The sequence below is a fragment of the Pseudomonas sp. ICMP22404 genome (genome assembly GCF_006227205.1).
Classification (GTDB): domain Bacteria; phylum Pseudomonadota; class Gammaproteobacteria; order Pseudomonadales; family Pseudomonadaceae; genus Aquipseudomonas.
This window is the reverse complement of record NZ_VCNG01000007.1, coordinates 28,366-47,919: the sequence shown is the minus strand read 5'-3', so window position 1 is coordinate 47,919 and position 19,554 is coordinate 28,366. Positions and strand designations below refer to the sequence as shown.

At 62.9% G+C, this 19,554-nt stretch carries 16 protein-coding genes; 5 read left to right on the top strand and 11 right to left on the bottom strand.

Annotation, left to right across the window (positions count from 1 at the left end):
- Window positions 1-20: 20 nt before the first annotated feature.
- The 3 genes from FGE05_RS13910 to pmbA form a co-directional block, all read right to left on the bottom strand.
- Entirely contained in the window at window positions 21-1,397 is a 1,377-nt protein-coding gene (locus tag FGE05_RS13910) for an aspartate ammonia-lyase (RefSeq protein ID WP_139645764.1), read from the bottom strand.
- Window positions 1,390-1,785: a FagA protein gene (locus FGE05_RS13905; protein ID WP_139645762.1), complete on the bottom strand. Its 396-nt coding sequence runs from the start codon at window positions 1,783-1,785 to the stop codon at window positions 1,390-1,392. Before FGE05_RS13905 ends, FGE05_RS13910 begins: the two co-directional genes overlap by 8 nt.
- A gap of 304 nt (window positions 1,786-2,089) precedes the next feature.
- Window positions 2,090-3,436, bottom strand: a complete 1,347-nt coding sequence (gene pmbA, locus FGE05_RS13900; protein WP_139645759.1) for a metalloprotease PmbA — start codon at window positions 3,434-3,436, stop codon at window positions 2,090-2,092.
- A gap of 107 nt (window positions 3,437-3,543) precedes the next feature.
- Between pmbA and yjgA the strand changes: the two genes are divergently transcribed.
- A complete protein-coding gene (gene yjgA, locus FGE05_RS13895) occupies window positions 3,544-4,068 on the top strand; it encodes a ribosome biogenesis factor YjgA (RefSeq protein WP_041020876.1) in 525 nt (174 codons plus the stop codon).
- A gap of 44 nt (window positions 4,069-4,112) precedes the next feature.
- On the opposite strand, the gene tldD is transcribed toward yjgA, so the two are convergent.
- The 8 genes from tldD to mreB all read right to left on the bottom strand — a co-directional run bounded on the left by tldD (window position 4,113) and on the right by mreB (window position 15,534).
- Window positions 4,113-5,555, bottom strand: coding sequence for a metalloprotease TldD (gene tldD / locus FGE05_RS13890; RefSeq protein WP_003197828.1), 1,443 nt, complete (start codon window positions 5,553-5,555; stop codon window positions 4,113-4,115).
- Between the two features lie 5 nt (window positions 5,556-5,560).
- Entirely contained in the window at window positions 5,561-6,424 is an 864-nt protein-coding gene (locus FGE05_RS13885) for a carbon-nitrogen hydrolase family protein (protein ID WP_139645757.1), read from the bottom strand.
- A 160-nt stretch (window positions 6,425-6,584) separates the two neighbouring features.
- Complete coding sequence (locus FGE05_RS13880) at window positions 6,585-10,388, bottom strand: YhdP family protein (protein ID WP_139645756.1); 3,804 nt, start codon at window positions 10,386-10,388, stop codon at window positions 6,585-6,587.
- A gap of 61 nt (window positions 10,389-10,449) precedes the next feature.
- Window positions 10,450-11,907: a ribonuclease G gene (rng, locus tag FGE05_RS13875; protein ID WP_041024433.1), complete on the bottom strand. Its 1,458-nt coding sequence runs from the start codon at window positions 11,905-11,907 to the stop codon at window positions 10,450-10,452.
- A 56-nt stretch (window positions 11,908-11,963) separates the two neighbouring features.
- Window positions 11,964-12,560 carry a nucleoside triphosphate pyrophosphatase gene (locus tag FGE05_RS13870; RefSeq protein WP_139645754.1) on the bottom strand — a complete coding sequence of 199 codons (597 nt, stop codon included), beginning with the start codon at window positions 12,558-12,560 and terminating at the stop codon, window positions 11,964-11,966.
- Window positions 12,561-12,715: 155 nt separating this feature from the next.
- On the bottom strand, window positions 12,716-13,204 hold the full coding sequence (mreD, locus tag FGE05_RS13865) for a rod shape-determining protein MreD (protein WP_041024434.1): 489 nt from the start codon (window positions 13,202-13,204) through the stop codon (window positions 12,716-12,718).
- Window positions 13,201-14,358 carry a rod shape-determining protein MreC gene (mreC, locus tag FGE05_RS13860; protein WP_139645752.1) on the bottom strand — a complete coding sequence of 386 codons (1,158 nt, stop codon included), beginning with the start codon at window positions 14,356-14,358 and terminating at the stop codon, window positions 13,201-13,203. The genes mreD and mreC overlap by 4 nt, the downstream gene beginning before the upstream one ends.
- A gap of 138 nt (window positions 14,359-14,496) precedes the next feature.
- Window positions 14,497-15,534 (bottom strand): rod shape-determining protein MreB, encoded by a 1,038-nt coding sequence (gene mreB / locus FGE05_RS13855; protein ID WP_002555108.1) that lies wholly within the window; start codon window positions 15,532-15,534, stop codon window positions 14,497-14,499.
- A 238-nt stretch (window positions 15,535-15,772) separates the two neighbouring features.
- Between mreB and gatC the strand changes: the two genes are divergently transcribed.
- From gatC to FGE05_RS13835, 4 genes are all read left to right on the top strand, one after another.
- Window positions 15,773-16,060: an Asp-tRNA(Asn)/Glu-tRNA(Gln) amidotransferase subunit GatC gene (gene gatC / locus FGE05_RS13850; protein WP_053152244.1), complete on the top strand. Its 288-nt coding sequence runs from the start codon at window positions 15,773-15,775 to the stop codon at window positions 16,058-16,060.
- Window positions 16,061-16,076: 16 nt separating this feature from the next.
- Entirely contained in the window at window positions 16,077-17,528 is a 1,452-nt protein-coding gene (gatA, locus tag FGE05_RS13845; RefSeq protein ID WP_139645750.1) for an Asp-tRNA(Asn)/Glu-tRNA(Gln) amidotransferase subunit GatA, read from the top strand.
- Window positions 17,529-17,538: 10 nt separating this feature from the next.
- Window positions 17,539-18,984 carry an Asp-tRNA(Asn)/Glu-tRNA(Gln) amidotransferase subunit GatB gene (gene gatB, locus FGE05_RS13840; RefSeq protein ID WP_041024438.1) on the top strand — a complete coding sequence of 482 codons (1,446 nt, stop codon included), beginning with the start codon at window positions 17,539-17,541 and terminating at the stop codon, window positions 18,982-18,984.
- Between the two features lie 179 nt (window positions 18,985-19,163).
- Window positions 19,164-19,541 (top strand): septal ring lytic transglycosylase RlpA family protein, encoded by a 378-nt coding sequence (locus tag FGE05_RS13835; RefSeq protein ID WP_047699503.1) that lies wholly within the window; start codon window positions 19,164-19,166, stop codon window positions 19,539-19,541.
- Window positions 19,542-19,554: the final 13 nt, after the last annotated feature.

Sequence of the window (19,554 nt, the reverse complement as noted above, 5' to 3'; positions counted from 1 at the left end):
CCTCCACGCAGGTGTCGGCACTACACCCCACCGGCGGTGAGCTTCTCGGGATCCAGCAGGACCTCCAGTTCGCTGCGCGACAGGTCGGTGTGTTCCAAGGCGACATCGATGACTGGACGGCCTTGCTGATAGGCCTTCTTGGCGATTTCAGCGGCTTTCTGGTAACCGATGATCGGGTTCAATGCAGTAACCAGGATCGGGTTGCGTGACAGCGCCTGCTTGAGCCCGGCCTCGTTGACCTTGAACGTGGCGATGGCCTTGTCCGCCAGCAGCCGGCTGACACTGGACATCAAGGCAATGCTGCTCAGCAGGTTCTGGGCGATGATCGGCAGCATCACGTTCAATTCGAAATTGCCCGATTGACCGGCCACGGTGATCACCGTGTCATTGCCGATCACCTGGGTCGCGACCATCGCGGTGGCCTCGGGAATCACCGGGTTGACCTTGCCGGGCATGATCGAGGAGCCTGGCTGCAAGCCCTCAAGCTCGATCTCGCCCAGGCCGGCCAGAGGTCCGGAATTCATCCAGCGCAGGTCGTTGGCGATTTTCATCAACGACACCGCGGTGGTCTTGAGCTGCCCGGAAACCGCCACAGCGGTGTCCTGGGAACCGATCAGCGCGAACAGGTTCTTGCCTGGGGTGAACTGCACATGGGTCAGCCGGGTCAGTTGCTGACTGAACAGCTCGGCGAATCGCGGGTGCGCATTGACCCCGGTGCCGACTGCCGTACCGCCCTGGGCCAGGGATTGCAGGCTTGGTAGCAAGTCCTGCAAATGATCGAGGTTGGCTTTCAACTGCTGCGCCCACCCCTCGAGCACCTGGCTCATACGGACCGGCATGGCATCCATCAAGTGGGTACGACCGGTCTTGATGAACGGATGAACCTCCACGGCCTTGTGCTCGATCACCTGCACCAGGTGCCTCAACGCCGGCAGCAGCTGTTCATGCAGGGCCAGCGCGGCACTGACGTGAATGCAGGTAGGAATGATGTCATTGCTGCTCTGGCCGCAGTTGACGTGGTCGTTCGGGTTGATCGTCTCCCCCAGCAAGCGGCTGGCGAGGGTGGCGATCACTTCGTTGGCGTTCATGTTGGAGCTGGTGCCAGAGCCGGTCTGGAAAATATCCACCGGGAAATGATCCATGAACTGCCCTTCGAGCAGCCCCTGGGCCGCATCGACGATGGCTTTGCCTTGGGCCACGCTGATCTGTTCCAGCTCCACGTTGGCCTGGGCCGCGGCTGCCTTGGCCAGGATCAGCGCACGGATGAACTGCGTCGGCATGCGTTGGCCGCTGACGGGAAAATTCTCCACGGCACGCTGGGTCTGGGCGCCATAAAGGGCATCTACCGGGACGTGAAGCTCGCCCATGCTGTCGCGTTCGATACGGGTGTTACTCATCGGGAAATCCTTGTACCGGTTCATTGAGACAAATCGAGGGTTCCAGGACGCAGGTCGCCAGCGCCCAGGCATGGCGCTGCCAGCGTGTGAGGCGGCAGCGACACAGTGATTGGCGTTCGAGGTCACGCAATGGGCGCCAGGCCTGGTCGAGGCAGAGCGTGCGCCAATGCCAGGGCAGCGCGACGTCCGAGGCGGTGTCGAGCAACAGGCGAAAGGCCGTTTCGCAAATCATCCACGGCGAAGTCGCGGTGCAGCGGGCCAGATAGCGGCCCTCGGCCAGGTATTGCTCGATCAGCCGCGGCTCGTCCGGGCTCATGGCACAACGGATCCGGCGACTCATCCAGCGCCAGCTTTCAAGGTAGGGTTGCTCGTGCAAGGCAGAACTCATGACCGGGGCTCAATCAGGTAATGAGATTCATTATTAGATGATAATGAGATTCAACACAAGCGCAGGAGAGCGCCATTGTGGCGAGGGGATTTATCCCCGCTGGGATGCGAAGCAGCCCCAAAACCTACTCTCGCGGTGTCTTGGGTTGATTGCATGGACCTTTTTTGGGGGCGCTTCGCACCCCAGCGGGGATAAATCCCCTCGCCACAGGGTGTCCATGTCCTGAATCGAAACAGGGCCAAGCGGACACAAAAAAGGCGCGTCACCCGCTAGGATGACGCGCCATCTTTATTGCGATTACAGATCAGCTGCCCGCTACGGTCATCCGCTCGATCAACACCGAACCGGTGCGGATGTTGCTGCGCAGCTCCAGATCATTCCCCACCGCCACGATCTGCTTGAACATGTCGCGCATGTTGCCGGCAATGGTCACTTCCTGAACCGGGAATTGAATCTCGCCATTTTCGACCCAGAAGCCGGCCGCACCCCGGGAGTAATCGCCGGTCACCATGTTCAGGCCATGCCCCATCAGCTCGGTCACCAGCAACCCTCTTCCCATCCGCCGCAGCAAGGCCGCCTGGTCCTCTTCGCCATGGGTCACGAACAGGTTGTGCACGCCGCCGGCATTGGCGGTGCTCGGCATGCCAAGTTTACGGCCCGAATACGTGCCGAGGATGTAGGACACCAGCTCCCCCCTCTCCACGAACGGCTTGGCATACGTGGCCAGGCCATCACCGTCGAAAGCCGAACTGCCCATGGCTTGCATCAGGTGCGGGCGTTCGTCGATGGTCATCCATTCCGGGAACAGTTTCTGGCCCAGGGCGCCTTCGAGGAACGAGGACTTGCGATACAGGTTGCCGCCGGACACTGCCGACAGGAAGCTGCCGAACAATCCGCCGGCCAGCTCGGCAGCAAAAAGCACCGGCACTTCACAGGTCGGCACCGGTCGTGCGCCCAGGCGACTGGCCGCCCGTTGCGCGGCTTTCTGGCCGATCACCAGCGGGTCCATCAGCAGATTGCCCTGGCGGTTCACGTCGTACCAGTAATCACGCTGCATCTGGCCATTGGCTTCGGCAATCATCACGCAGCTGAGGCTGTGACGGGTCGAGGCGTAGCCGCCGATGAAACCGTGGCTGTTGCCATACACCCGGCAGCCCTGGTGGGTATTGAGCGTCGTGCCGTCGGCGTTCTTGATCCGCGGATCGGTATCGAATGCTGCCGCTTCACAGCGCAACGCCTGCTCGATGGCCTGCTCGGGAGTGATGTCCCAGGCGTGGAACAGATCGAAATCCCGCGCTTCCTTGCACATCAGGGCCGCATCGGCCAAGCCCGAGGCTTCGTCTTCGGAGGTGTGCTGGGCAATCGCCAGTGCCGCGGCGACGGTTTCGCGAATGGCGTCCGGGCCGCTGGCCGATGTGCTGGCCGAGCCCTTGCGCTGGCCGACGTACAAGGTGATGCCAAAACCCTGGTCGCGATTGAACTCGACGGTTTCCACCTCACGCTGGCGTACCGACGTCGACAGGCCCTGCTCCAGGGACACCGCCACCTCACAGGCGCTGGCGCCCTGTCGCTTGGCTTCGGCAAGGATCTGCTCGACCTGCTCCTGCAGTGCCGGCAATGCCTGCGGGCCGACGCTCTGAACTGCACTCATGGCTTTCTCCACTCAAATTCTGCTTTCGGTAAGGCCTTCGAGCGACCGGGCCGGACAAGCGGCCCCCGACTGGTTATCATGGCGGCGTTTCTTTGCGGACTGCCCCCATGGTTGATTCTTACGACGACTCCCTCTACGAGGGTGAAAAAAGCAAATCCCAGGTCAAACGCGAGCTGCATGCTCTGGTTGACCTCGGCGAGCGCCTGACAACACTCAAGCCGGACTTGCTGGCCAAACTGCCCCTGACCGACGCCTTGCGCCGGGCCCTGGCCGATGCGCCCAAGCACACCGCGAACATCGCGCGTAAACGGCACCTGCAATTCATCGGCAAACTGATGCGCGATCAGGACACTGACGCCATCCTGGTGCTGCTCGATCAACTCGACGCCTCCACCCGGCAGTACAACGAACGCTTCCATAACCTGGAACGCTGGCGCGATCGCTTGATCGCAGGCGACGACGGCACCCTGGAAAAATTCGTCGTCGACTACCCGGAGGCCGATCGCCAGCAGTTGCGCTCCCTGATCCGTCAGGCCCAGCACGAAGTGGCGCAGAACAAGCCACCGGCTTCGAGCCGTAAAATCTTCAAGTACATCCGTGAGCTGGACGAGACTCAACGCGGCCTGCGCTGAGTGATGTCCGCGGGTGGAGGCTCGTACTCCACCCGCTGCTCCTGTCATGCCCCCGTGCCACCCACGGTAATCGCATCGATCTTCAGGGTCGGCTGACCGACACCCACCGGCACCGACTGCCCGTCCTTGCCGCACGTCCCTACACCGCTGTCCAGCGCCAGATCGTTGCCGACCATCGACACCTTGCTCATGGCCTCCGGTCCGTTACCGATCAGCGTCGCACCCTTGACCGGCGCGGTGATCTTGCCGTCCTCGATCAGGTAGGCCTCGCTGGTGGAGAACACGAATTTGCCGCTGGTGATGTCCACCTGGCCGCCGCCGAGATTGGCGCAGTAGATGCCTTTTTTCACCGACGCGATGATTTCCGCCGGATCGCTTTGACCACCCAGCATGTAGGTGTTGGTCATGCGTGGCATCGGCAGGTGCGCATAAGACTCACGGCGGCCGTTGCCGGTGCGGGCCACGCCCATCAACCGGGCGTTGAGCTTGTCCTGCATGTAGCCTTTGAGGACGCCATTCTCGATCAGCGTGGTGCACTCGGTCGGGGTGCCCTCGTCGTCGACGCTCAGCGAGCCGCGCCGCCCAGCCAAAGTGCCATCGTCGACAATGGTGCAGAGTTTCGAAGCGACCATTTCGCCCATGCGCCCGCTATAGGCTGAACTGCCCTTGCGGTTGAAATCGCCCTCCAGGCCATGCCCCACCGCTTCGTGCAGCAGTACACCGGACCAACCGGACCCCAGCACCACCGGCAACGTGCCAGCCGGCGCAGGAATGGCCTCCAGGTTGACCAGCGCCTGGCGCAGGGCCTCCCGGGCGTAGCCCATGGCGCGGTCTTCGCTGAGGAAATAGCGGTAGTCGGTGCGCCCACCGCCTCCATGCCCACCGCGCTCGCGGCGACCGTTCTGCTCGACGATCACACTGACATTGAAACGTACCAGCGGCCGCACATCCGCCGCCAGACCGCCGTCGGTGGACGCCACCAGGATGCGCTCCCAGACGCCGGCCATGCTCACCGACACCTGCTGGATGCGCGGGTCGAGGGCCCGGGTCGCGACATCGATGCGCTTGAGCAGTTCGACCTTCTCGGCCCGGCTCATGACCTCCAGCGGATTATCCGGCGCATACAACTGCGCGACGTCCTGGCTGCTGAAGGCCTGGACCGTGCCATTCTGCCCGGCCCGGGAAATCGAACGCGCCGCACGGGCCGCAGCCCCCAGGGCTTCGAGGGTAATGGCATTGCTGTAGGCAAATCCGGTTTTCTCGCCGGACTGGGCACGCACGCCCACGCCCTGGTCAAGGTTGAAACTGCCTTCCTTGACGATGCCGTCTTCCAGCGACCAGGACTCGGAGATCTGGCCCTGGAAATACAGGTCGGCCGCATCGATACCCGGCCCGGCCAGGTCGCCCAGCACGCCTTGCAGGCTTTCGAGGGTCACGCCGCCGGGGGCTAGAAGGTGTTCACTGACTGAGGACAACAACCCGCTCATATGTTTTACGCCTTGAATTCGTCGTCTTGGACAGGTCGCTGTCGAGCGCCCTGCGAGAAAAAGCGCCGATGGCTGGCCACCGGCATGCGCGCCCGGATGGACGCCTGTTCGCTGCTGTCACGCTCGGCCAGCAGCACGGCTTCGCCTTGATCCTGTTGCGCCAGCACTCGCCCCCAAGGGTCGACAATGGCCGCATGGCCAAAGGTCTCCCGAGGCCCGGGATGCACGCCCCCTTGGGCGGCCGCCAGCACATAGCACTGGGTTTCGATGGCTCGGGCGCGAATCAGCACCTCCCAATGAGCCGCACCGGTGACGGCGGTGAACGCCGAGGGTGCCGTGATCAATTCGGCGCCGGCAGCCCGCAGCTCGCTGTACAGCTCCGGAAAACGCAAGTCGTAGCAGACCGTCAGGCCCACCCTGCCCACCGGCGTATCGGCGACCACCACGTTGCCGCCATAAGCATAGTCATCAGACTCGCGGTAGCGCCCACGATTGTCGGCCACATCAACGTCGAACAGGTGCAGCTTGTCGTACCGCGCCACGATCTGGCCCTGATCGTCCACCAGCAGCGAGCAGGCATGGGCCTTGGCCTCGGGCCGGTCCACCGGCGGCAGAGGCAAGGTGCCAGCCACTATCCATAACCTGAGGTCACGGGCGACCTGTTTCAACCAGGGCAGGATCGGTCCCTGACCAAAGGCTTCGGCACGACCGATGTCGGCCACGTCCTGTCGCCCCATCGCCGCGAAATTTTCCGGCAGCACCGCCAGCCGCGCACCGCCAGCGGCGGCCTGCTCCAGCAGCACACGGGCACGCGCCAGGTTGGCGAGTACATCGCTTTGGCTGACCATTTGAATCACTGCGACTGGCATGGTGCTTTCCTCCTGTCCTTATCCTCGCCACGAGGGTTGTGGGAGCAAAGCTTGCTCGCGATACGAACGACTCGGTCCAACCGTAAACCCGCGTCATCGTTCATCGCGAGCAAGCTTTGCTCCCACAGGCTCGCTCCCACAGGGGGATTGGCGTTGTCCATCAGAACGGCTTGTCGAAGGTGATCTTCGGCTCTTTCCAGGGTCCCTTGACGTCATATCTTACGCTGGCAAAACGCGCCACGCGGTCGCCGATCAACTTGTCGATCAGAAACAGCGCGCCGCCTACCGCTGGCGCGCCGACAATCAGCGCGGCAATCGGCAGGTTATTGGTCACCGGCAATGTCACCTGCAGCTTGGCATCGACCCGGTCGGCCACCATGTCCAATGTCCCGTTGAGTTCCAGGTTGCTCGAAGGCCCCGTCAGGGTAATGGGCTCACGGGTCACGTAGACACCATTGCTTGCCACCAGCAGCCCCTTGACCCGATCGTAGCTCAAGCCTTTGCCGAACAGGTCGGAGAAGTCCAGGCGCAGCCGCCGGCCAATGGAGTTGAAGTTCAACAGGCCGAACACCCGCAACGCCTGGGCGCTGCCCTCGACCTCGACGAACTGGCCTTTGCTCAGCGAAGCGTCGAGACTGCCGGAAAAGCGCTTGGTCGCGACCCACGCCGGTGAGCCGGGCCAGTTGCCATCGACGTCCATGTGGAATTCCTGGCTGGTCACGCTTGGGGCGAATCCCCAGCCCTTGAGCACATCGGCCAGGTTCTTGCCGCCGATACGCCCCTTGTACCAGCTGCGGGTGGAACCGGGCACGCCTTCCCAGCCACCACTGCCTTGCAGCAGCATGCCCTTGAGGCCCATGTCCAGATTGTTCAACGCGATGCCTTTGCTGGTCGGACGCACCTTCAACGACCAGGCTCCGATCAGATCCGGTCCCTGGAACAACTGGTCGATCGCGATATCCATCGCCGGGATCCGTGTGGGGTCCACCGATGCCAAGGGGTCCGGCGCGTTTTCATCGGCCTGCACCGTCGGGTCCGCGGCCGGCAGGCGAACATAGTCAAGCTTGATCCCGATCGGAGCGGTCTTCGCATCCGGCAGGCTGGCGCCGCCCTCGGCCTGCTGGCTGTCGAGCCGCAAGGCCCAGGCGTCCGGCTTGCGGTCCAACTGCACCGATGCCTGGTCCAGGGTCGTCCCCATGGCCGTGAGCTTGCCCACCTTCAGGTCGACGCCACTGAGCAATTGCTTGGCGCTGCCGCTCGGGTCCTGCCCGGCATATTTGTTCATCAGGTCCTGCCACGGCCCGACATCCAGTTCCGACAACGTCCCACGCAGTCGCAACCCTTTGGCCCCAGGCAAGACCGCATCGCCGCCGCCCAGCAACAGCTCACCGCGACCGTCGGCCGGCTTCCCGCCCGGCGCTGCATACGTGAAGTTGGCGAGGTCGCCGTAATTGACCCAGTAACGTCGCTCCGGCCCCTGCAATGTCATGCGGAACACGGTGTCGCGACCGGTCTCGGCCGTCATGCCGAAAGGCGCCGGCAGGTCAACCGCCACGCCCTTGAGGTTGGAGCTGACCGATAACTGGCTGTCGGCCCCGTCGAGAATCACCTGCAACTGGTACGGAATGACCCCGGAAACGGGCAATGGCTGGGTAACGTTCAACCAGTCGGTGAGTTTCTTGACCTCCAGCCGTCCGGACGCAACCACCCGGGTATTGAGCGCACCGGCACGGCCATCGGCAAAGATCTGCGCGGTCAAAGGTCGATCGAACGCCCGGGCCGCGATGTTCTTGCCACTCAACCCCTTGCTGCTGTCGAAGCGGAATTCGCCCTTGAGCTGGGTCAACTCCAACACCGGGTCGCTGAGTTTGAGCCGGGCGTCGGCGGTGCTGAAGTCCACCAGGATCTTCGGTGGATCCCCCTTGGCCAATGGGATATCGAGTTTCACAGAACCTTGCAGGCCGCCTTCGCCTTCCCAGCCGGCGAACGTCTCGGCCGTACCGATCGGTGCCGTCTGCAGGATTTTCAGCCCGTCCCCCAATCCCCCGGCGAACCCACCCTCCAGCAGCAGGTGGGAAGGCTGCCCGCTGGGGACATGGGGAATGTTCACCGCCACGTCTTTGACCTGGGTGTCCAGCAACTGCCCCTGACTGGCGAAGATGCGCACACCGCTGTCTTCGACGAAGACGTCGCCACTGACCTTGGCGACCGAAGGCCAGCCTGGCTGGAAGGCCAGCTCGGCGTCATGCACCTTGAAGAACAGGCTGATGCTGCGGGCAGCATCCTCGGCACCGTGGTTCAGCGACCCCTGGTACTGGAAAAAACCTTCATCCACAGCGCCCTTGACGATAGCCGTGCGCAACCACTCATCCAGGGCCGGGCTCAGCACCGCCGGCAAATACTTGGCAGTGTAGCGGCCATCGCCATCCACCAGGCCGACCCGCAGGTCCATGTAGTCTTCCTGGCTGTGGTCGAAATGCAGGCGGATCAGGAAATCGCCGGCAATTCGGCCCTCCTCCCCCAGTACCTTCAAGTACGGCGCAATCAGGGTGAAACCTTGATGGTCGAGCTTCCAGGTCAGTCGCGCATTGGCTTGCAGGTATTGCCAGGGCTTGGCGAAGATCGGGTCCAGGTGCAGGGAAAAATCCTTGCTGTCCATGCGCAGCTCGCCGCCACCGAGGTCGCCGCTGAGGCTGCCCGAGACGTTCCGCGCCGCCGGGGCGCCGTGATAGGCATCGAAGCCCACCGTATCCAGGTTCGTGGCGAAGCTGACCTTCTGGTCGCCGCTATTCTGCGGCCGGTAATCCACCCACGCATTGCGCAGGGCACCCGTGAACCTGAGACGGTCGATGGCCGTTGCCACGCCTGCGGGCAAAGGCGCCAAGGCGTTGAGCAGCGGTGTAAGCGGGGTCAGGTCGAGGCGATCGGCCTGCAAATGCCAGCGTTCTTCAGTCTTCTCGGTGGCAACGCTCTGCTGCAATTGCAGGCGCGACTCCCAGCGGGTTTCACCCAGGCTCATCGCCAGGGAGTCGAACGTCGCGGTGATCCCCTCGCTTTCGCGCTGGAAATACCCGTTGAGCGCCAGGTTGCGGATCTGTACCGGCTTGCGGTCTGCGTAGGCGCCGGTGATGTCCGGCGCATTCAGGCGCACGGCGGCGCTTTGCAGCATGCCGTTGCCCCAACTCAGCCAGAACTCGCCGCCGGCCTTGGCCTGGGAGAAATTCCATTCCCGAGTCAGGCGCTTCGGCAGCCATTTCGACCAGTCGCTCTGCGGCAGGCTCAGATAGGCATCGGCCTGGCCGTTCTTCCAGTCGGCGGCGCGAATGCGGGTACGCAGGTTGATTGCCACCGGTTGCCCGTCGGGCAGGGTCAGGCGCGCATCCAGGCGCTGGCGGCTGACGCCGGTCCTGAGACTCAGGCCGACATAGGTCAGGCTCAGTGGCGCCTGGTCCAGCGGCTGCAAGGTCACCTGGCTGTCCAGGATCGAGAGCCTCGATACCACCTGCATGCGATCAAACAATTGCTGCGGGTCGAACGGCTGATCGTCCTTGACCGGCAGGCCTTCCAGGGCCCATTTGCCGTCGGCGCCTTCCTTTAGGCTGATTTTCAGGCCGCCGAGCGTCAGGTGGGCAATGCGCACCTGGCGGGCCAGCAGGCTGCCCCACAGATCGGGCACGGCACGCACCTCATCCAGGTGCATGGCATTGGCCCCTTCGCCGATCATCACGTCGCGAGCCAGCAGAATCGGCGCCAGGCCGCTCCACCTGCCCTCCAGGCTGCCAAGGTGAAACGGCAGGCCCAGCGCTTCGGTGGCCCGGTTCTCGACTTCGGTGCGATATTCGGCAACCAGCGGCGCCAGTTCTCGTCCGAGGCTGACATACAGCGCCAGCAGCACCAGCAGCAGCGCGCACAGACCCAAGCCCCAGCGGGTCAGTGCGGCCAGAATGCGGGTCAAACGCTCCATGTCAGTGGACTCCCCAGGCAAAGATATTCAAATCGGCGAGACCACCGCTTCAGGAGCCATTTCAGAGCAGCACAACGTCGTATTGTTCCTGGGAGTACATGGTTTCCACCTGGAAGCGAATCGTACGTCCGATAAAGGCTTCCAGCTCCGCGACATTACCCGACTCCTCATCGAGCAGGCGGTCCACCACTTTCTGGTTCGCCAACACTCTATAACCGGTGGCCTGGTAGGCGCGCGCTTCCCGAAGAATTTCCCTGAAGATTTCGTAACACACGGTTTCCGGGGTCTTGAGCTTGCCCCGGCCCTGGCAGGCGCTGCACGGCTCGCACAGCACCTGCTCAAGGCTTTCGCGGGTGCGTTTGCGGGTCATCTGCACCAGGCCCAACTCGGTGATGCCGATGATGTTGGTCTTGGCGTGGTCGCGCTCGAGTTGTTTTTCCAGGGTCCTCAGCACCTGGCGCTGGTGCTCTTCGTCCTCCATGTCGATGAAGTCGATGATGATGATCCCGCCCAGGTTGCGCAGGCGCAGTTGGCGAGCGATCGCCGTGGCGGCTTCCAGGTTGGTCTTGAAGATGGTTTCTTCGAGGTTGCGATGGCCGACGAACGCGCCGGTATTGACGTCGATGGTGCTCATGGCCTCGGCCGGATCGACCACCAGGTAACCGCCGGACTTGAGCGGCACCTTGCGCTCCAGGGCTTTCTGGATTTCGTCCTCGACACCGTACAGGTCGAAAATCGGCCGTTCGCCGGGATAATGCTCGAGGCGGTCGGCGATTTCCGGCATCAACTCGGCCACGAACTGGGTGGTCTTCTGGAAGGTTTCCCGGGAGTCGATGCGGATTTTCTCGATCTTGGGGCTGACCAGGTCCCGCAGCGTGCGCAGCGCCAGGCCCAGGTCTTCGTAGATCACGCTGGGCGTGGCAATGGTCTTGATCTGCGCGGCGATCTGATCCCAGAGCCTGCGCAGGTAACGGATGTCCATGAGAATCTCATCGGCGCCGGCACCTTCGGCCGCGGTGCGCAGGATGAAGCCACCGGCTTCCTTGATCCCTTCTTTCTCCACGCAATCGCTGACCACCTGCTTGAGCCGCTCGCGCTCGGCCTCGTCTTCGATCTTCAGGGAAATGCCGACATGGGCGGTGCGTGGCATGTACACCAGGTAGCGCGACGGAATGGACAGTTGCGTGGTCAGGCGCGCGCCCTTGGAGCCGATGGGGTCCTTGGTGACCTGCACCACCAGGCTCTGGCCTTCATGGACCAGCGCGCCGATGCTCTCCACGGCAGGTCCCTCGCGCATGGAAATCTCCGAGGCATGGATGAATGCCGCGCGATCCAGGCCGATATCGACGAACGCTGCCTGCATGCCCGGCAACACCCGTACCACCTTGCCTTTGTAGATGTTGCCGACAATGCCACGCTTTTGCGTGCGCTCGACATGAACCTCTTGCAGCACACCGTTTTCAACCACCGCCACGCGCGATTCCATCGGCGTGATGTTGATCAGGATCTCTTCACTCATGGCAGGGTCTCGTTCAGGCATTTTCACGATAATGGCTGCATCTGGTCAGACGGCGTTCAACGCACGTTCAAGGTTTGCCAACAGGGTATGCCGAAATGGCCCAACAGTTGCGCGGTTTCGCACAGCGGCAAGCCAACCACCGCAGAATAGCTGCCCTCAAGCCCGGCGACGAACACCGCCCCCAACCCCTGGATGCCATAGCCACCGGCCTTGTCCCGGGGTTCACCGCTGGCCCAGTAGGCCGCTGCTTCCTCTTCGGTGATAGGGCGAAAACGCACCCGACTGCGAACCACCCGGGATTCGCAGCGCTGGCCGTCCAGCACGGCAATAGCGGTCAGCACTTCATGGTCGCGACCAGACAGGCTCAGCAGCATCGAGCGCGAACCGTCCTGATCCAATGGTTTGCCAAGAATCTGCCCGTCGAGCACCACCGCCGTGTCGGCGCCCAACACGCAACCACCATCGTCGATCGGCAAGGCCCGCCGCCCGGCCTCGGCCTTGCCACGCGCCAGACGCTCGACATAGGCAGACGGGGTTTCGTGATCCAGAGGAGTTTCGTCAATGTCCGCGCTGATGGCGGTAAAGGACACACCGATCTGCGTGAGCAGTTCACGCCGACGCGGCGAGCCTGAGGCGAGGTAAAGCGGTTTCATCAATGCATCTCCCGCTTGAGCCCTAGGCTCTATACGGAAAGCCTTGATACTCGTTCATGCTGCGTTGAAAACAGCCTCGGAATGCTCATGTATCCTCGGCTGTTTTCGCCTTGCCTGACCTTCGTCTCAAGACCTTTCGTACAGAGCCTAGCGAATCAGTTGATTTTGAAACGCAGGCGCAGGCCACGCAAACCGAAGCTGACCCAAGGCCATAGCAAAGCACTGACCAAGGCTGGCAGCACCAGTGCCAGGGTTGGTTGGCGATTGCCGGTCAGTGCGCTGAGCCATAGCTGTACCAATTGCGCCAGGCCGAAGATCACCAGGATCACCAGGCACTGTTGCCACATCGGGAACATCCGCAGACGCTGTTGCAACGACAGCACCAGGAAGGTAATCAAGGTCAGGATCAACGCGTTCTGCCCCAGCAGCGTCCCGTAGAGCACGTCTTCAGCCAGCCCCAGGCACCAGGCGGTGACCATGCCGACCTTGTGTGGCAGCGCCAGCGCCCAGAAGGCCAGCAGCAAGGCCAGCCACAACGGGCGAAGGATTTCCATGAATTGCGGCAGCGGCGAAACGCTGAGCAACAGGCCGAGAGCGAAGGTCAACCAGACTATCCAGCCGTTACCTGAGTGGGTACTGCTCATTCTTCTCGTGCTCCCCTGGTGGCGGGCGTGGCGGCGGGCGCTCTGGCGGCGGGGCGCGCCGGTTGGGCCGCTGGTGCATGAGTGGTCGGTGCACGCGCTGCGGGCTTGGCCGGTGTCGCGGCGGGCGCGGCAGGCGCAACCGACCTGGCAGGCGTAGTGGTCGGCGCAGCAGCCGGCGTGGTTGCCGGGGCTGGCGTAGCCGGTGTGGACACGGGTGGATTCGGCGTTGCGGCCGGCACGGGTGCGCCAGCGCCGGGGACAGCCGCTTCGCCGCCCTGCCGGTCCTGGGCTTCCTGGGCCGCGGCAGCGTCGTTGGCGCGCTCCTCAGGTGTGCGGTTGTCGCTGAACACCAGCAGCAGGTAACGGCTGCGGTTCAACGCAGCGGTCGGTACCGCACGGACAATGGCGAATGGCTGGCCGGAGTCATGGATCACTTCCTTGACCGTCGCCACTGGGTAACCGGCCGGGAAGCGCTGGCCGAGGCCGGAGCTGACCAGCAGGTCGCCTTCCTTGATATCGGCGGTGTCGGCCACATGCCGCAGCTCCAGGCGTTCCGGGTTGCCGGTGCCGCTGGCAATCGCCCGCAAGCCGTTGCGGTTGACCTGCACGGGGATGCTGTGGGTGGTATCGGTCAACAGCAGCACGCGAGACGTGTAGGGCATCAACTCCACCACCTGGCCCATCAGGCCGCGGGCGTCGAGCACCGGCTGGCCGAGGACCACACCGTCGCGCTCACCCTTATTGATGACGATCCGGTGGGTAAACGGGTTGGGGTCCATGCCGATCAACTCGGCCACTTCGACCTTTTCGTTGACCAGCGCAGAGGAATTGAGCAACTCGCGCAGCCGCACGTTCTGCTCGGTGAGGGCCGCCAGTTTCTGCAGGCGCCCCTGCAGCAGCAGGTTCTCGGTCTTGAGTTTTTCGTTTTCGGCGACCAGCTCGGTCCGGCTGCCAAACTGGCTGGCCACACCTTGCCACAACCGTTGCGGCAGGTCGGTGATCCAATAGGATTCCATCAGGACCAGCGACATCTGGCTGCGCACTGGCTTGAGCAGTGTGAAGCGGGCGTCGACCACCATCAGCGCAACCGATAGCACGGCCAGCACCAGCAGGCGCACACCCAACGAGGGGCCCTTGGCAAAAAGCGGTTTAATAAGCCGCTCCTCCCAGGCAAATGTTCTCTTTATTCATACGGCATCAAACCGGCCTGGATACGAATGACAGAAGATAAACGCCTACGGGCAGCACTGCAAAGTGCTGCCCGTAGGCGAACAACATGGACCCGGCGAGACTTATTCGCTGGAGAGCAGGTCCATGGTGTGCTTGTCCATCATTTCCAGGGCACGGCCACCGCCACGGGCAACGCAGGTCAGCGGATCTTCGGCAACGATCACCGGCAGGCCGGTTTCCTGGGCCAGCAACTTGTCGAGGTCACGCAACAATGCGCCACCACCGGTCAGCACCAGGCCGCGCTCGGCGATGTCCGATGCCAGTTCCGGTGGCGACTGCTCCAGGGCGCTCTTCACCGCCTGGACGATGGTCGCCAGGGACTCTTGCAGCGCTTCCAGCACTTCGTTGGAGTTCAGGGTGAAGGCCCGAGGAACGCCTTCGGCCAGGTTACGGCCACGAACGTCGACTTCACGGACTTCACCGCCCGGGTAGGCCGTGCCGATCTCCTGCTTGATGCGCTCGGCGGTGGACTCGCCGATCAGGCTGCCGTAGTTGCGACGCACGTAGGTGATGATCGCTTCGTCGAAACGGTCGCCGCCCACACGCACGGATTCGGCATAGACCACACCGTTGAGGGAGATCAGCGCGATCTCGGTGGTGCCGCCACCGATGTCGACGACCATCGAGCCTCGGGCTTCTTCCACCGGCAGGCCGGCACCGATGGCCGCGGCCATTGGTTCTTCGATCAGGAACACCTCACGGGCACCGGCTCCAAGGGCCGATTCACGGATGGCACGACGCTCCACCTGGGTGGACTTGCATGGAACGCAGATCAGCACGCGAGGGCTGGGCTGCAGGAAACTGTTTTCGTGAACCTTGTTGATGAAGTACTGCAGCATCTTCTCGCAGACGCTGAAGTCGGCGATCACGCCGTCTTTCATCGGACGAATGGCTGCGATGTTGCCCGGTGTACGGCCCAGCATGCGCTTGGCTTCGGTACCAACAGCCACGACACTTTTCTGGTTACCGTGGGTGCGGATGGCCACGACCGAGGGTTCATTCAGGACGATACCGCGCTCGCGCACGTAAATAAGGGTGTTGGCAGTGCCCAGGTCAATGGAAAGATCGCTGGAAAACATGCCACGCAGTTTCTTGAACATGGGAAAGGGACCCTAGGCAACGCGTGGGTAAAAAAGTGCGGCAAACTCTAACAACGACAGGGATTTTGGGCAAGGCGCCAATATGTTAAATTGGCCGCTTTTCTGTGCACCAAACCCTACAATCGCGGCCAGTGCCCTGTTTATGACACAGGGCACTGGACCATAGAAATGCGGTAGTGTTCCGACAATCTAACACACGGACAGACTGCGTCTGTTCTGTTTTCCACTGGAGAATCCCATGGCGCTTGAACGCTCCGACGTGGAAAAAATCGCTCATCTGGCCTGTCTGGGCCTCAATGAAGCCGATCTTCCACACATCACTTCAGCCCTGAACAGCATTCTGGGGCTGGTCGACGAGATGCAGGCGGTCAATACCGACGGTATCGAACCGCTGGCCCACCCTCTGGAAGCCAGCCAGCGCCTGCGCGCCGACGTCGTGACCGAACCCAATAACCGCGAGGCCTACCAGTCCATCGCGCCAGCGGTCGAAAACGGCCTGTACCTGGTTCCGAAAGTCATCGACTAAAGGGAAAGAGCCTCTCATGCATCACATGACACTGGCCGAGATCGCCCGCGGACTCGCCGATAAAAAGTTTTCCTCCGAAGAGCTGACCAAAACCCTGCTGGCACGCATCGCCCAGCTCGACCCGCAGCTCAACAGCTTCATCAGCGTGACCGAAGAGCTGGCCCTGGGCCAGGCCAAGGCGGCCGACGCCCGCCGTGCCAACGGTGAAGGCGGTGCCCTGCTCGGCGCGCCGATCGCCCACAAGGACCTGTTCTGCACCCAGGGCGTGCGCACCAGCTGCGGCTCGAAGATGCTCGACAACTTCAAGGCCCCCTACGACGCCACCGTGGTCGCCAAGCTCGCAGCCGCTGGCGCCGTGACCCTGGGCAAGACCAACATGGACGAATTCGCCATGGGTTCGGCCAACGAGTCGAGCCACTACGGCCCGGTGAAGAACCCCTGGAACCTGGAACACGTACCGGGCGGTTCGTCCGGCGGTTCCGCCGCCGCCGTGGCCGCGCGCCTGTTGCCGGCCGCTACCGCTACCGACACCGGCGGCTCGATTCGCCAGCCCGCGGCGTTCACCAACCTCACCGGCCTCAAGCCCACCTACGGTCGCGTGTCGCGCTGGGGCATGATTGCCTACGCCTCCAGTCTCGACCAGGGCGGCCCATTGGCGCGCACCGCCGAAGACTGCGCGCTGCTGCTGCAAGGCATGGCCGGCTTCGACCCGAACGACTCCACCAGCATCGATGAACCGGTGCCAGACTACAGCGCCGGCCTCAGCGGCTCGCTGCAAGGCCTGCGCATCGGCGTGCCGAAGGAGTACTTCGGCGCCGGCCTCGACCCACGCATCGCCGACCTGATCCACAACAGCGTCAAGGAGCTGGAAAAGCTCGGCGCCGTGGTCAAGGAAATCAGCCTGCCGAACATGCAACACGCCATTCCCGCGTACTACGTGATCGCCCCGGCGGAAGCCTCCTCGAACCTGTCGCGTTTCGACGGCGTGCGCTTCGGCTATCGCTGCGAGAACCCGGAAAATCTGATCGACCTGTACAAGCGCTCCCGTGGCGAAGGCTTCGGCGCCGAAGTGCAGCGGCGGATCATGGTCGGGACTTACGCGCTGTCCGCCGGCTATTACGACGCCTACTACCTCAAGGCGCAGAAAATCCGCCGTCTGGTGAAGAACGACTTCATGGCCGCCTTCAACGAGGTCGACATCATCCTCGGCCCGACCACGCCGAACCCGGCCTGGAAACTCGGCGCCAAGAACAGCGACCCGGTCGCTGCCTACCTGGAAGACGTCTACACCATCACCGCCAACCTCGCCGGCTTGCCGGGCCTGTCCATGCCGGCCGGTTTCGTCGATGGCCTGCCGGTGGGCGTGCAGTTGCTCGCGCCGTACTTCCAGGAAGGCCGCCTGCTCAACGTGGCTCACCAGTATCAGTTGAACACTGACTGGCACACCCGCACCCCAACCGGCTTCTGAGGAGAAACACATGCAATGGGAAGTCGTGATCGGGCTGGAGATTCACACCCAGCTCACCACCCGGTCGAAAATCTTTTCCGGCAGTTCCACCACGTTCGGCTCCGAGCCCAACACCCAGGCCAGCCTGGTCGACCTGGGCATGCCTGGCGTGCTGCCGGTGCTCAACGCCGAAGCGGTGCGCATGGCGGTGATGTTCGGCCTGGCGATTGACGCCGAGATCGGCCAGCACAACGTGTTCGCCCGCAAGAACTACTTCTACCCGGACCTGCCCAAGGGCTACCAGATCAGCCAGATGGAACTGCCGATTGTCGGCAAGGGCCACCTGGACATCGCCCTGGAAGACGGCACGGTCAAGCGTGTCGGCATCACCCGGGCGCACCTGGAAGAAGACGCCGGCAAGAGCCTCCACGAAGAATTCAACGGCGCCACCGGCATCGACCTGAACCGTGCCGGCACGCCGCTGCTGGAAATCGTCTCCGAACCGGACATGCGTAGCGCCAAGGAAGCCGTGGCCTACGTCAAGGCGATCCACGCACTGGTGCGCTACCTGGGCATCTGCGACGGCAACATGGCCGAAGGCTCGCTGCGCTGCGACTGCAACGTATCGATCCGACCCAAGGGCCAGGCGGAATTCGGCACGCGCTGCGAGATCAAGAACGTCAACTCGTTCCGCTTCATCGAGAAGGCGATCAACAGCGAGATCCAACGCCAGATCGAACTGATCGAGGACGGCGGCAAGGTCATCCAGCAGACCCGCCTGTACGACCCGAACAAGGACGAGACCCGTCCGATGCGCAGCAAGGAAGAAGCCAACGACTACCGTTACTTCCCCGACCCGGACCTGCTGCCGGTGGTGATCGAAGATTCGTTCCTCGACGACGTGCGCGCCACCCTGCCGGAACTGCCACCGCAGAAACGCGAGCGCTTCCAGGCGCAGTTCGGGCTGTCGAGCTATGACGCCAACGTCCTGGCCACCAGCCGCGAACAAGCCGATTACTTTGAAAAAGTCGTCGGCATCGGCGGCGACGCCAAGCTGGCGGCCAACTGGGTGATGGTCGAACTGGGCAGCCTGCTGAACAAGCAGGGGCTGGAAATCGACGAGTCGCCGGTGTCGGCCGAGCAACTGGGCGGCATGCTGCTGCGGATCAAGGACAACACCATCTCCGGCAAGATCGCCAAGATGGTCTTCGAAGCCATGGCCAATGGTGAAGGCAGCGCCGACGAGATCATCGAGAAGCGCGGCTTGAAGCAGGTCACCGACACCGGTGCCATTTCCGCCGTACTCGATGAGATGCTCGCGGCCAACGCCGAGCAGGTCGAACAGTACCGTGCAGCGGACGAAGCCAAGCGTGGCAAGATGTTCGGCTTTTTCGTCGGCCAGGCCATGAAAGCCTCCAAGGGCAAGGCCAACCCGCAACAGGTCAACGAACTGCTGAAAAGCAAGCTCGAGGGCTGACGGCCATGGGGCCAGTCTTTCAATCTGGCTCCATTCTCCCCTGTGGGAGCGAATCTGTGGGAGCAAAGCTTGCTCGCGATGAAAGCACCTCGATCCGTCAGAAGATTGCGTTATCGTTCATCGCGAGCAAGCTTTGCTCCCACTGGCTCGCTCCCACATTTGTCTCGGACAATCCTTCTATGAAGCGTCTCCTCGGCGCCTGCGCCCTGCTGTCCCTGCTGGCCGGTTGCGCCAGCCAGAGCGGGACGGTCGATCCACACGGCTACGACCAGACAGGCGTGGCCTCCTATTACGGCGCCCGACACCACGGCAAGCGCACCGCCAGTGGCGAGCGTTTCGACCAGCACAGCCTGACTGCAGCCCATCGCCAGTTGCCATTCGGCACACGGGTGAAAATCACCAACCTGGGCAACAATGACAGTGTCGTGGTCCGTATCAACGACCGCGGCCCGTATACCCGAGGCCGCCTGATCGACGTGTCCCGTGAAGCCGCCGAGCAACTGGGCATGTTGCGCACCGGCACCGCGCGGGTCCGCGTCCAAGCCCTCGACGATTGATAGACGGAGCCCG

What these genes read in the sequence shown, in the direction of transcription:
- FGE05_RS13905 (WP_139645762.1), bottom strand. Translation starts at nt 1,785, where the DNA reads ATGAGTTCTGCCTTGCACGAGCAACCCTACCTTGAAAGCTGGCGCTGG.
- rng (WP_041024433.1), bottom strand. Translation starts at nt 11,907, where the DNA reads ATGAGTGAAGAGATCCTGATCAACATCACGCCGATGGAATCGCGCGTG.
- gatC (WP_053152244.1), top strand. Translation starts at nt 15,773, where the DNA reads ATGGCGCTTGAACGCTCCGACGTGGAAAAAATCGCTCATCTGGCCTGT.
- FGE05_RS13870 (WP_139645754.1), bottom strand. Translation starts at nt 12,560, where the DNA reads ATGAAACCGCTTTACCTCGCCTCAGGCTCGCCGCGTCGGCGTGAACTG.
- FGE05_RS13880 (WP_139645756.1), bottom strand. Translation starts at nt 10,388, where the DNA reads ATGGAGCGTTTGACCCGCATTCTGGCCGCACTGACCCGCTGGGGCTTG.
- yjgA (WP_041020876.1), top strand. Translation starts at nt 3,544, where the DNA reads ATGGTTGATTCTTACGACGACTCCCTCTACGAGGGTGAAAAAAGCAAA.
- mreD (WP_041024434.1), bottom strand. Translation starts at nt 13,204, where the DNA reads ATGAGCAGTACCCACTCAGGTAACGGCTGGATAGTCTGGTTGACCTTC.
- FGE05_RS13835 (WP_047699503.1), top strand. Translation starts at nt 19,164, where the DNA reads ATGAAGCGTCTCCTCGGCGCCTGCGCCCTGCTGTCCCTGCTGGCCGGT.
- tldD (WP_003197828.1), bottom strand. Translation starts at nt 5,555, where the DNA reads ATGAGCGGGTTGTTGTCCTCAGTCAGTGAACACCTTCTAGCCCCCGGC.
- mreB (WP_002555108.1), bottom strand. Translation starts at nt 15,534, where the DNA reads ATGTTCAAGAAACTGCGTGGCATGTTTTCCAGCGATCTTTCCATTGAC.
- gatA (WP_139645750.1), top strand. Translation starts at nt 16,077, where the DNA reads ATGCATCACATGACACTGGCCGAGATCGCCCGCGGACTCGCCGATAAA.
- gatB (WP_041024438.1), top strand. Translation starts at nt 17,539, where the DNA reads ATGCAATGGGAAGTCGTGATCGGGCTGGAGATTCACACCCAGCTCACC.
- pmbA (WP_139645759.1), bottom strand. Translation starts at nt 3,436, where the DNA reads ATGAGTGCAGTTCAGAGCGTCGGCCCGCAGGCATTGCCGGCACTGCAG.
- FGE05_RS13910 (WP_139645764.1), bottom strand. Translation starts at nt 1,397, where the DNA reads ATGAGTAACACCCGTATCGAACGCGACAGCATGGGCGAGCTTCACGTC.
- FGE05_RS13885 (WP_139645757.1), bottom strand. Translation starts at nt 6,424, where the DNA reads ATGCCAGTCGCAGTGATTCAAATGGTCAGCCAAAGCGATGTACTCGCC.